General features: G+C 65.3%; 14 protein-coding genes and 3 tRNA genes. 15 read left to right on the plus strand and 2 right to left on the minus strand.

Annotated elements, in window-relative coordinates:
• The 5 genes from QOC69_RS24435 (at window position 1) to QOC69_RS24455 (ending at window position 2,146) form a co-directional block, all read left to right on the plus strand.
• A tRNA-Gly gene (locus QOC69_RS24435) sits at window positions 1-73 on the plus strand.
• Between the two features lie 27 nt (window positions 74-100).
• Window positions 101-174, plus strand: a tRNA-Cys gene (locus QOC69_RS24440).
• Between the two features lie 11 nt (window positions 175-185).
• A tRNA-Val gene (locus QOC69_RS24445) sits at window positions 186-260 on the plus strand.
• A gap of 259 nt (window positions 261-519) precedes the next feature.
• Window positions 520-885, plus strand: a complete 366-nt coding sequence (locus QOC69_RS24450; protein WP_526444471.1) for a hypothetical protein — start codon at window positions 520-522, stop codon at window positions 883-885.
• A gap of 955 nt (window positions 886-1,840) precedes the next feature.
• Entirely contained in the window at window positions 1,841-2,146 is a 306-nt protein-coding gene (locus QOC69_RS24455; RefSeq protein ID WP_526444473.1) for a DUF732 domain-containing protein, read from the plus strand.
• A gap of 412 nt (window positions 2,147-2,558) precedes the next feature.
• Here the strand turns inward: QOC69_RS24455 and map are convergent, their stop codons facing one another.
• Window positions 2,559-3,341 (minus strand): type I methionyl aminopeptidase, encoded by a 783-nt coding sequence (map, locus tag QOC69_RS24460; protein ID WP_526444475.1) that lies wholly within the window; start codon window positions 3,339-3,341, stop codon window positions 2,559-2,561.
• A gap of 84 nt (window positions 3,342-3,425) precedes the next feature.
• Between map and QOC69_RS24465 the strand changes: the two genes are divergently transcribed.
• The 10 genes from QOC69_RS24465 (at window position 3,426) to QOC69_RS24510 (ending at window position 9,635) form a co-directional block, all read left to right on the plus strand.
• Window positions 3,426-3,692: a helix-turn-helix domain-containing protein gene (locus QOC69_RS24465; protein WP_526444477.1), complete on the plus strand. Its 267-nt coding sequence runs from the start codon at window positions 3,426-3,428 to the stop codon at window positions 3,690-3,692.
• 1,291 nt (window positions 3,693-4,983) lie between these two features.
• Window positions 4,984-5,154 carry a CsbD family protein gene (locus QOC69_RS24470; RefSeq protein ID WP_526444479.1) on the plus strand — a complete coding sequence of 57 codons (171 nt, stop codon included), beginning with the start codon at window positions 4,984-4,986 and terminating at the stop codon, window positions 5,152-5,154.
• A 138-nt stretch (window positions 5,155-5,292) separates the two neighbouring features.
• Entirely contained in the window at window positions 5,293-5,946 is a 654-nt protein-coding gene (locus QOC69_RS24475; protein ID WP_526444481.1) for a VTT domain-containing protein, read from the plus strand.
• Window positions 5,947-6,017: 71 nt separating this feature from the next.
• Window positions 6,018-6,227 carry a three-helix bundle dimerization domain-containing protein gene (locus QOC69_RS24480; RefSeq protein ID WP_526444483.1) on the plus strand — a complete coding sequence of 70 codons (210 nt, stop codon included), beginning with the start codon at window positions 6,018-6,020 and terminating at the stop codon, window positions 6,225-6,227.
• Window positions 6,228-6,287: 60 nt separating this feature from the next.
• Window positions 6,288-6,776, plus strand: coding sequence for an SRPBCC family protein (locus QOC69_RS24485; RefSeq protein WP_526444485.1), 489 nt, complete (start codon window positions 6,288-6,290; stop codon window positions 6,774-6,776).
• A 28-nt stretch (window positions 6,777-6,804) separates the two neighbouring features.
• A complete protein-coding gene (locus tag QOC69_RS24490) occupies window positions 6,805-7,227 on the plus strand; it encodes a nitroreductase family deazaflavin-dependent oxidoreductase (protein ID WP_526444487.1) in 423 nt (140 codons plus the stop codon).
• Window positions 7,228-7,280: 53 nt separating this feature from the next.
• Window positions 7,281-8,012, plus strand: coding sequence for a Clp protease N-terminal domain-containing protein (locus tag QOC69_RS24495; RefSeq protein ID WP_526444489.1), 732 nt, complete (start codon window positions 7,281-7,283; stop codon window positions 8,010-8,012).
• 40 nt (window positions 8,013-8,052) lie between these two features.
• A complete protein-coding gene (locus QOC69_RS24500) occupies window positions 8,053-8,475 on the plus strand; it encodes a PPOX class F420-dependent oxidoreductase (protein ID WP_526444490.1) in 423 nt (140 codons plus the stop codon).
• A gap of 74 nt (window positions 8,476-8,549) precedes the next feature.
• Window positions 8,550-9,098: a hypothetical protein gene (locus QOC69_RS24505; protein WP_526444492.1), complete on the plus strand. Its 549-nt coding sequence runs from the start codon at window positions 8,550-8,552 to the stop codon at window positions 9,096-9,098.
• A 6-nt stretch (window positions 9,099-9,104) separates the two neighbouring features.
• The gene (locus QOC69_RS24510) at window positions 9,105-9,635 is read left to right on the plus strand and encodes a GNAT family N-acetyltransferase (RefSeq protein WP_526444494.1); all 531 of its coding nucleotides are present in this window, start codon (window positions 9,105-9,107) and stop codon (window positions 9,633-9,635) included.
• Here QOC69_RS24510 and zapE read toward each other — a convergent pair.
• The gene (gene zapE / locus QOC69_RS24515) at window positions 9,611-10,672 is read right to left on the minus strand and encodes a cell division protein ZapE (protein WP_526444496.1); all 1,062 of its coding nucleotides are present in this window, start codon (window positions 10,670-10,672) and stop codon (window positions 9,611-9,613) included. The genes QOC69_RS24510 and zapE overlap by 25 nt on opposite strands.
• Window positions 10,673-10,838 lie beyond the last annotated feature (166 nt).

Below are 10,838 nucleotides of genomic sequence, written 5' to 3' on the forward strand. Positions count from 1 at the left end.
GCGGATGTAGCGCAGTTGGTAGCGCATCACCTTGCCAAGGTGAGGGTCGCGGGTTCGAATCCCGTCATCCGCTCGAAGGTGCAGTGGCATCAACCCCGACGGTGGAGTGGCCGAGTGGTGAGGCAACGGCCTGCAAAGCCGTGCACACGGGTTCGATTCCCGTCTCCACCTCCAAGAATGACCCGGCGCGATTAGCTCAGCGGGAGAGCGCTTCCCTGACACGGAAGAGGTCACTGGTTCAATCCCAGTATCGCGCACCAAGTTCGATGCAGGTCAAAGGTGGTTTCTGAGACCAGAAGCCAGCGACGGCCAGTCCCGCATCATCACCGGTACCGAGCGCCGCGTTGAGGGGCTGGAGATATGCATTTGCGCGCTTCAGCTCCGCACCGGCAGCATCTCCCTGTCTGACCCGCCCGCCGTCACCATCGATGACAGCCAGGAACTCAGCAGCGCGGAGGCACGTCAGGTTGCAGCGATGCTCCTCGAGGCGGCAGCCGAGATTGACGGGTGGGTGTCCCGATGACCGCTTCGGTGAGGGTTTTCCCCGGTGGGTGCACGGTCCGCGGCAACCACGTCTTTCGCCACCGCGGCGTGCCGCCCGTCGAGGACATCGATCCGAGCACGATCGACGGCGTGGTGTTCCACACGATGGTGACCGTGAATGCCGGTGACGTCGAAGGCCAACTGCTGCGTTGGATCGGCGACGACGGAGAAGTAGGCTACGAGGCCCGAATCGACGGCCTGGAAGAACAAGGCGGGGTATGCGACGTCGCCGCCTACAGCATCTCCAGCATCGCGTGCTTAGCCCGCGTCGCCAACGAGATTCGGTATGAGTGCGAGATCGTCACCGGTGTCCATGGCGATAAGCAGTGGACGGTCGACTGACCCAAACCCGCGTCCTACCTACTGTTCGGCCCGTCACCACTCTTCGGTAGCGGGCCGAGCTCCGATGCTCATCGAGTTCGTCATTAGCTGAAATGGTCTTGGTGGGGCGTATGTCTCTAACGAGACACCGCGTTGACCAGTCCGTCAAAGTTTGCTAGCGTTGTACGTCCCCGGGGCTGGCCAGGTGCGGGTCCACTGAAGGTAGCGCCGCCCCGGGGCCACAAACCCCGACGTCCGTCACCACTCTCCAGCGACTGGCGGAACCATTTTTCGCGACCCTTGTCGAAACTCGGCCCCGGCACCAGGGGGGAGGTGACGGGGCCGAGACATCGAGGAGCCATGGGGGGCCAGCTCCCAATTGCAAGCTAGTTGGGCTCCCTGAGAGGATAATTGGAGAACGATGTGGAAACTCGCTGCAACTGTGACACTTGACTCTTTTAGGTTTGCTGTCGGTCGCACGCGGCAACTCATCAGTTAGCGGAGGGCGGTCCAAGGGCTGATTGCGTCCATGCTGTCTTTTGCGAGGCAGTGGGTGAGGCATTCCTTGCGTTGTCGGGGAGGCAGCGCACGCTCCCCATTGCCGTTTGAGCTCGAGTGTCCGCCCGTCACCATGTCGGCGAGGTTGAGTACGCCTGGAACGAAACCGTGGCTCCGGAAATCGACAATAGACCCGTATGTGCGCTGGTCACGACACCCAAGCTGGCAAGCTGATTGAACTGGTTCAATCCCAGTATCGCGCACCAAGCTTTACACAGGTCAGGCCCGGTTTCTACCGGGCCTTCGCTGTCTCCGCGCAATCGTCGCGCAATAGGCCCGGTGAGATACGACGCCGGCTGCGGAGCAACCGACACGGGGGAGGCGTCAATCCGCTCGAGCGAGTGCTCTGAATGAGGCCAGGGACCGCGACTACGCAATATCCAATTGCCGCGAAGCGGCGGGTCCTATCGTGACCACCATGCGCGCCTTCATCATCGCCGTCGCGGCTCTCGTCGCATTCGCCCCGGTCGCCAACGCCACCCCCCAAGACGACCAATACCTCGGCGGCCTCAAATCACGCAATGTCGGCGGAGATCCCGACAAACTCATCGCTGACGGGCATGCCGCCTGCGACAACTACGGAACACCCGAACTCGTCGTCGACCAGCTGGCCGGCCTGCAACGCATCGGCTACACCGACATCCAGGCAAAAGACATATTCGGTACGGGAATGCAGGCCTACTGCTCGGACAAGCTGCCACGGAACGGCGTCCCCGGAGGCTGACGGTTACACGCTGCCTTGCGGGCGAGACGTTGCCGATGCGCACCGCCGTCTGATCGCAGGTACGTCAGGTGCCATCGAAATCTGTTCGTCTCCACATGTTTTCGGCCAGCTGAATGTCGGCAGACCGGCCTAGATTCTGCTGTACACGAACGGGGGAAGCACGACCAACTTCAACCAGACCCACGCTTGTCCGACGTGCCATCACACCAATCACGAGATCAGTGAGGACCTTCACTCCTACAAGCTCTTCGATGGTCGGGTGCGCCGCCCTGCGTTGTACTGCACGCACTGCCCGTGCGCGCAGTCGGTACCGCTGGTAGCTGGCTGGCCTGGAGGTGGATCCGCGGAAATCCTGGAGGGATCTGCCCAAGTATGGCCGCCGCCGCCAACGGTCAATCCTTGGGCGCAAGCGTTACGTCACTTCGCATCGCGCAGGCGTGAGTACGCGCGGACCAGATTCGGTGATGGCGATGGTGTGCTCGGAGTGCGCCGTGTTCGACCCGTCTGCCGAGCGCAGGGTCCAGCCGTCGGCATCCATCACCAGACGATCACTGCCCCGTGCCCACCACGGTTCAAGCGCCAGGGTCATGCCCGGCCGCAGCAGCAATCCGCGCCCACGCCGCCCACGGTTGGAGACGTGGGGATCCTCGTGCATGGTGCGGCCCAATCCATGACCGCCGAACTCGGCGTTGACGCGATATCCGGCCTCGGTGGCGACCTCGCCGATCGCAGCGGAGACGTCTCCGAGGCGACCGCCGGGTACCGCAGCGGCAATCCCTGCGTCAAGGGCTCGTCGCGTCGACTCGATCAGCGTTCTGTCATCGGCATCGGCACCGTCGCCGACGATGACCGTCACCGCAGAATCGGCTACCCAACCGTCGATCGAAACGGCGAAGTCCAGACTCAACACGTCGCCATCACGCAGCACGTAGTCGCGTGGCATGCCATGCAGCACAGCATCATTGACCGACAGGCAGATGACATTCCGGAAAGGACCGCGACCGAATGACGGCGCGTAATCCCAGTAACACGAGGTCGCACCGCGGTCGGTGATCAGCCCGCGGGCATGATGCTCGAGCTGCATCAAGTTCACTCCTGGCTGCGCCTCGACCGACAGCGTCGCCAACGTCTCCGCGACGAATTCACCAGTCACCGCCATCTTGTCGACCTCGTCGGCAGTCTTGAGTTCGATCATGTTCGACTCCGTCCAGCATCGGTATTCTTATACCGCCACGACGGTATCAGGACCGGTATTTGAATACCGGCTATGCTGACCGGCATGGTGCGCGTACCGCTGAGCCCAGAGCAGGTGAGAGCCGGGCAACGTCTCGGCGCGCTGATTAGGACGGCCCGAGCCGGTCGTGACCCCGAAACGATCGCGCGCACCGCCGGCATCTCACCCGAGACGCTGCGCAAGATCGAGGTCGGAAGAATGCCCAGCCCGAGCTTCGGCACGGTGATCGGACTCTGCAATGCGCTCGGCTTGCCCCTGCAGAATGCCGTCGATGCGTGGCATGGGACAGACGACCAACGGATGGCGATCTAGAACGACGCGTACCTCCCGCCGTCAACGCGCACTAGCCCACAGACACCAGGGCTGGCACGGGAAGGAAATGCCCGGCGGTGGAGGTGGCGGCGGCGGAGGGGGAAACTCTCCATCCCAAATGTTGTGCGCGGCATTGCCTTGCCCAGACGGGACGTACCAGTAGGTGTGGCAGATGTTCGCATCCCAGACCACTGGGTACACCCGAAGATTGCCGGTCTGCACCGGCGGATCCCCTGGGCACCAACGACATGGGCCTGATGGGTTGTCCTCCGGACAGCCCGGCCAGGCGTTGAGCGGCACGGGAGCACCGGGTAGGGCCTGGGCGGTGCCGGGGCCCACCACCCCCGCGACGCTGCCCGCGAGCAGCACAGCCGTTGCTAGCCCGACGACCAGTCGCTTCACAGGCGGCAGGCTATTCCCGCGTGCACTGGGAAGACGCGGAAATTGCGAAATTCGGTTTCATGGTTCGTTCCCTAATCGTGAAGGGCCGCCCCGTCGGTGTTGGTGTATTGGCCGGTCACAGCCAGATTGCGGCAGGCCTCTTGGAGGATTCTTGGAAGGTCGTGGAAGGATCGCCGGGCCGACGCTTGTCGGAATTTCCCTCCCAAAAAGTGTGCGAATCGGGGTGGCTAGTCGCTCCTACCTGGTGAACGGGTCACACAGGCGCGACCCGAGCCAACCCAGGAGGGGTTCTCGTGATCGACACATTGCTCTACGGCTATCTGACGGGATGGGTCCTGACCAGCATCGGATTGGCGGTGACCGCGCATCGGCTGCAACATCCGGCGCGCCCCCAGCCGCATCCGATCGCGCTGAGCATCGCGGCTGGCGCGGTCTGGCCGGTGCTGATCCTGGGCGCTGCGCAGATGGCGGTCGTCGCCCTGGCAACGGAAGCCATTCGCCGACGGGGATCCGGGCCTGGCGAGCTGCCTGCGGAAGCTGCCCCAGAAAAAGTGTCGGACTCGGGCCGGCTCGGCGCTCCTAACAGTGAACGCAACACGCAACACCAGACCAGGAGCATCCACGATGAACATGCAATATGCGCAAGCCGTAGTCGCTCACGAACGAGCGCAACTGCAACGCCTGGATGCCAGGTACCCGACCACCAACCGCCCAGAGCCACGCCCCTCGAAGAGTGCCTCTGAATAGGGGCGATGACGCCACTGCCCCTCGCCAGGCCCGAATAACCATTCTGTGACGAGAACGGCAATGAGTTTCGCGACCCGCCCGCCAAGGAACCCTCTAGCCAGGTTCGGACACCCAGCCCGGACACGAGATCAAGGGAGATCGCATGAGTGCTGTGGACAAGGCCAAGAACAAGGTCGAGAACCTGGGCGGGCAAGCCAAGGAAGCGGCTGGCGCCGCCACTGGTGACAAGAGCACCGAGAACGAGGGCAAGCTCGATCAGGTGAAGTCGAACCTGAAGGACGCCGGCGAGAAGGTCAAGGACGCCTTCAAGTAAGCGAACACGCCGGACATGTACTCGGCCCGTCATCCCGCACAAGGGATGGCGGGCCGAGTTGCGTCTGGAGGTATCCCCTGCACCTCGATCCAGGTCGTCCTCGGGACACTCCCCCCAGCAATGAGGCATCCTTGGCCAGTGGACGTGGACTCCCTGCTTCAGACCATCCCGCCGTTTGCGGTGTACATCGTCGTCGGCGTGATCATCGGCCTGGAGAGCCTGGGCATCCCGCTGCCCGGCGAGATCGCACTCGTCAGCGCCGCGCTGCTGGCTTCGCGCCACACCCTCGACATCAACCCGGTGGGCGTCGCCGCAGCGGCGATCACCGGCGCCATAATCGGCGACACGATCGGGTACAGCATCGGTCGCCGCTTCGGCATGGGACTCTTCGAGCGCCTGGGCAGGCGCTTCCCGAAACACTTCGGCCCGGGACACGTCGCCCTGGCCAAGCAACTGTTCGCCCGATGGGGCGTGTGGGCGGTGTTCTTCGGCCGCTTCATCGCACTGCTACGAATCTTCGCCGGACCGCTCGCCGGCGCACTGAAAATGCGCTATCGACACTTCTTGGCCGCCAACGCAACTGGCGCACTGTTCTGGGCGGGAGGCACCACCGCCGTCGTCTACTACCTCGGCCTGGCGGCGGAGAAATGGCTCTCCCGGTTCTCCTGGGTCGCACTCCTCGTCGCCGTGGTGATCGGCGTGATCGTCACCTTGCTGCTCAAGGAGCGCACCGCCCGCGCGATCGCCAAGCTGGAGGACGAGCACGACTGGGACACACTCCGACATCACTGAGAAACGGCGAAGCGGTGGACGTCACGCGGCTTCCAATTGACCTACGGGTGAACGCGAGGAATCCTATGGGGGTGGCGGAGCCGAATGAACAAAAAATAATTGACCAGCTCGTCGCGAGGCTTGCCACGACGCATCCGTCGGTGCCACCGGAGCGGGTGGCCGAGGTGGTGCACACCATTCACTCGCGGTTCGACGAACGGCCCCTGCGGGAGTTCGTGCCGCTGTTCGTCGAACGCGGCGCCAAGCGCGAGCTCAGTCAGCTCAGCGCCTCCGACGCTTAGCCGGTGCGACTCGGACGGGAATGCCCGACGGCGCGGCCACCGTCCTGACACCATCGGGGCATGACCGACCGCATGGAAGTCCAGCGCACGATCGCCGCCCCCGCAGCAGACGTCTTCGCCGTGTTGTGCGACCCGCAGGGGCACGTCGCGATCGACGCCACCGGCATGCTCCAGGACGCCGACGGCGAGTCGGTGACGGCCGCCGGCGACAGCTTCGTCGTGCACATGGACCGCGAGGCGCTCAACGACTTTCCGCTCGGCAGGTACGACGTCACCGTGCAGATCGGCGAGTACGAGAAGGACAGGCTGATCGCCTGGACGATCGTCGGCCAGATCCGCCCGAACATCGGACACGTCTACGGGTATCGGCTCGAGCCCGACGGTGACGGCACGGTGGTCACGTCGTTCTACGACTGGTCCGAGATCGACCAGCACTGGCGCGACGCCGGGATCTTCCCCGTCATCTCCGAGGGCGCGTTGCGTGCCACGCTGGGCATCCTCGACCGTACGGTGCGCCGCGGTTACCCGCGGGCTAGCGGCGTGGAATAGCCCCGGATCCAACGATGTTGCGTCCACCGTGACTGAACACGCCGAACTGAGCCCCACTGATTGGGTACGCGAGCAGACCGAGCGCATTTTGGAGAATGGCACGACCGACGGGGTCGAAATCCTCGACCGACCGATCGTGTTGTTCACCACCACGGGCGCGAAGTCCGGGAAGCAGCGCTACGTGCCGCTGATGCGCGTCGAGAACGACGGGCACTACGCCATGGTGGCCTCCAAGGGCGGCGATCCGCAGCACCCGACCTGGTACCACAACGTGAAGGCACACCCTTCGGTCACGGTTCAGGACGGCGACAAGGTCGTGACGGGGACCGCTCGCGAAATCGATGGCGCCGAACGCGAGCAGTGGTGGGAGCTTGCGGTCGCGGCCTATCCGCCGTACGCCGAGTACCAAACGAAGACGACGCGGCAGATCCCGGTCTTCGTCGTCGAGTAGCAACTCGTCAACCGCTGGTTGACGAATCTATGTCGTCAACCTAGAGTTGACGTATGGTCGAACCCAGTCAGATCGCCAACCCCGTCCGTCTCGACGACCTCATCACCGCGATCAAGAAGGTGCACGAGGACCCGCTGGAACAGTTGATCGACGCCGTTCTGGCTGCCGAGGCCCTCGGCGAAGTCGCCGACCACCTGATCGGTCACTTCGTCGATCAGGCCCGCCGGTCCGGCGCGTCCTGGACCGACATCGGCAAGAGCATGGGCGTCACCAAACAGGCCGCACAGAAGCGGTTCGTGCCGAAGGCCGGCCCATTTACGAAAGCCGACCCGATCGACCCGAGCGAAGGCTTCACCCGGTTCACCCCGCGGGCCCGCAGCGTGGTCGTCGAATCCCAGAACAAGGCCCACGCGGCGGGCAACGACGAAATCCAGCCCGCCCACCTGCTGCTCGCGTTGTTCCACGACCCGGACTCGCTGGCCGCCCGACTGCTGGCCGGGCAGGGCGTGGATGCGGACGCCGCCACTGCCGCGGTTCCGCTGCCGCCGGCAGCAGCCGACGGCGTGCCGGCGCTGATTCCGTTCAGCGGTGCGGCACGCAAGGTGCTGGAGCTGACGTTCCGCGAGGCACTTCGCCTGGGCCACAACTACATCGGCACCGAACACATCCTGCTCGCTCTGCTCGAGGCCGAGGCGGGCGACGGGCCCCTTCACGCGCTCGGCCTCGACAAGCAGCGGGCCGAGGACGAGGTCGTCGAGGTGCTCCGCTCGCTGACCGAGACGTGATTCGGGAATGAAACCGGCCCGGTGGCGGTAGAACAGGATCATGAAACTCGACGATTCTGCCCGCGCGCTCATCGGAAGAGGCGCTGACGCAACACTGGTCACCATCAACCCCGATGGCAGCCCGCAGGTATCCGTGGTCTGGGTGGCGTTGCAGTCGACACCCGACGGCGACGAACTCGTCAGCGCGCACCTGAGCGAGTATCAGAAGACGCGCAACATCCGCCGCGAACCGCGGGTGGCCCTCACCATCCTCGGCCCCGCCAGCCCGGGCCAGCAGACGCAATATCTGTCGGTGGCCGGGACGGCACGGATCGTCGAGGGCGGCGCGCCGGAGCTGCTCAGCGAGTTGGCCGAGGTGATGCTGGGGTCCAGCGAGCACTTCCCGCCGCCCAACGCGCCGGCGGGACTGCTGACCCGCATCCGGATCGAGAAGGTCGGCGGCCTCGGCCCCTGGACGGCCTGACCACCGATCGTCCCCCGTCGCGCTAGCGGTGTGCCAAGATGCGAGGCAGCAAAAGGGACGGGAGGCATGCGGCGATGAGCGCTCGCGCGAAGAGCAGAACAAGGGCCTGGTTGGTGTTCTTCATCGCCGTGGTGGCCGCCGTCGGCATCGGCGTGGCCCCACCTGCCGCCGCCGCGGTCATACCGATCGGCAACCTCGGTGACACGCTGCGCGTCGAGTTCAAGGGCATCGTCGCCGACATCACGGTGCACGACGTGCTCCCCACCGACCCTCCTCCGGGCTACACGCCGACTGGTTCGCCGCGCTGGCGCGACCAGGGCGGTCCGTGGCGTGCGCCGATCACCGTCCACATGATCCAGGCGCCGAACCCGTTCGTTGCGTCCATCCTGTTCGCGTTCAACGGCGTCACGCCCTACGCGGACGCGTACGCACCGAAGAACACCGACGCGCCCGACGCCCTGTCGACCGCGCTGCAGAATGCGCCGCCCGGCTCGACGGTCAACGGCGCCGTGTACTGGCAGGTCTACCGTGACCTCGTCACCAACGTCGTCCTGATCAATCCTCAAACCGGAGCCCACCTCGCGCAGTGGAACATCTGGCAGCCGGGAACGCCGCTACCCTGACGCGGTATGGCTGTCCAAGTCACGTCGGCAACTGAGCACGACCTACCCGATCTCGCCGACGTTGCGGCGCGCACCTTCCCGCTGGCCTGCCCACCGTCGACCGGACCCGACGACGTCGCCGCGTTCATCGCCGAGAACCTGTCGCAGACCCGCTTCTCCGACTACCTCGCCGACCCGGCGCGCGCGGTGCTGACCGCCCGCTCGGACGGCCCAATCCTGGGCTACACCATGCTGATCCGTGGTGTCATCGACGACGGCGACGTCCAGCGCGCGGTACCGCTTCGACCCGCCGTCGAGCTGTCCAAGATGTACGTGCTGCCCGACGTGCACGGCGCGGGCGTCTCAGCCGCCCTGATGACCGCGGCACTGGACGAGGCACGCACACTCGGCGCCGCGTGCGTGTGGCTCGGCGTCAACCAGGAAAACCAACGGGCCCAACGGTTCTACGCCAAGCACGGCTTCGTGACGAGCGGCACCAAGACGTTCAGGCTCGGCGCAAGCGTCGAGAACGACTACGTGATGGTGCGTCCGGTCTGACCCGCGTGGGTCAGCGCCAGCAGACGCGACGTGGCCCGCAGGTACTTCTTGCGGAACCCACCGGCCAGCATCTCCTCGCTGAAGATCGTGTCCAGCTTGGCACCCGACGCCACCAGCGGAATGCCCGCGTCGTAGAGCCGGTCGGTCAGCGACACCACCCGCAGGGCCACGTTCTGATCGTCGAGCGGATGCACGCCGGTAACGAAAACCTCCGCGACACCTTCGATCAATGCCAGGTAGCGCGACGGATGCATGGTCGCCAGGTGCGCGCACAGCGCGTCGAAGTCGTCAAGCGTCGCGCCCATCACCTCGGCGGCGCGCCCGCGCACCTCGTCGTCGGACGGCGGAGCCGGAGCCGGCGGCAGATCGCGGTGCCGGTAGTCCGGACCCTCGATTCGGACCGTGGTGAAGATCTGTGCCAGCGTGTTGATCTCCCGCAGGAAGTCCTGCGCGGCGAACCGGCCCTCCCCCAGCTGCTCGGGCAGCGTGTTCGACGTCGCCGCGACCGACACGCCGCGCTCGACCAGTTGCGAGAGCAACCGCGAGATCAGCGTCGTGTTGCCCGGGTCGTCCAACTCGAACTCGTCGATGCACACCACCACGTAGTCGGCGAGCAGCTCGATGCACTCGACGAAGCCGAAAACCCCAGCCAGCTGGGTGAGTTCACCGAACGTCGCGAACGCCGTCTTGTAAGGCTGGGCGCCCGCATCGGCGGCGGCCAGCCGGTAGTACGTCGACGCCAGCAGGTGGGTCTTGCCCACGCCGAACCCGCCGTCGAGGTACACCCCGACGCCCGGAAGCACCTCGCGGCGGCCGAACATCTTCTTCTTGCCTGCCCGCCGCTGGATGGCCTGATCGCAGAACTGGAGGCACGCCTGCACCGCCGCGGTCTGCGACGGCTCGGCCGGATCCGGCCGGAAGGTGTCGAAGCTGACGTCAGCAAAAGTCGGCGGCGGCACCAGCTGCGCGATGAGCCGCTCGGGCGTCACGCTGGGATGCCGATCGGTCAGATGAGCGACAGCGCTGGCCCCGTGCATGCAGGCACCTTATCGACGTGTTGAAATTGTCCCGTGCCCGACGCCGACCCTGCGACACAGCTCACAGAGATCACGGCGGTCGGTGCCACCTTCGACACCGACGACGACGGCCGCCTTGCGGCGTTCTACGCCTACCCCGAGGGCCTCCAGCGCTGCTGGGTGCGGG

This window comes from Mycobacterium sp. (assembly GCF_032162105.1).
In the GTDB taxonomy this organism is placed as follows: Bacteria; Actinomycetota; Actinomycetes; order Mycobacteriales; family Mycobacteriaceae; genus Mycobacterium.

What these genes read in the sequence shown, in the direction of transcription:
- QOC69_RS24510 (WP_526444494.1), top strand. Translation starts at nt 9,105, where the DNA reads ATGGCTGTCCAAGTCACGTCGGCAACTGAGCACGACCTACCCGATCTC.
- QOC69_RS24505 (WP_526444492.1), top strand. Translation starts at nt 8,550, where the DNA reads ATGAGCGCTCGCGCGAAGAGCAGAACAAGGGCCTGGTTGGTGTTCTTC.
- QOC69_RS24485 (WP_526444485.1), top strand. Translation starts at nt 6,288, where the DNA reads ATGACCGACCGCATGGAAGTCCAGCGCACGATCGCCGCCCCCGCAGCA.
- QOC69_RS24455 (WP_526444473.1), top strand. Translation starts at nt 1,841, where the DNA reads ATGCGCGCCTTCATCATCGCCGTCGCGGCTCTCGTCGCATTCGCCCCG.
- zapE (WP_526444496.1), bottom strand. Translation starts at nt 10,672, where the DNA reads ATGCACGGGGCCAGCGCTGTCGCTCATCTGACCGATCGGCATCCCAGC.
- QOC69_RS24450 (WP_526444471.1), top strand. Translation starts at nt 520, where the DNA reads ATGACCGCTTCGGTGAGGGTTTTCCCCGGTGGGTGCACGGTCCGCGGC.
- map (WP_526444475.1), bottom strand. Translation starts at nt 3,341, where the DNA reads ATGATCGAACTCAAGACTGCCGACGAGGTCGACAAGATGGCGGTGACT.
- QOC69_RS24495 (WP_526444489.1), top strand. Translation starts at nt 7,281, where the DNA reads ATGGTCGAACCCAGTCAGATCGCCAACCCCGTCCGTCTCGACGACCTC.
- QOC69_RS24465 (WP_526444477.1), top strand. Translation starts at nt 3,426, where the DNA reads ATGGTGCGCGTACCGCTGAGCCCAGAGCAGGTGAGAGCCGGGCAACGT.
- QOC69_RS24470 (WP_526444479.1), top strand. Translation starts at nt 4,984, where the DNA reads ATGAGTGCTGTGGACAAGGCCAAGAACAAGGTCGAGAACCTGGGCGGG.
- QOC69_RS24500 (WP_526444490.1), top strand. Translation starts at nt 8,053, where the DNA reads ATGAAACTCGACGATTCTGCCCGCGCGCTCATCGGAAGAGGCGCTGAC.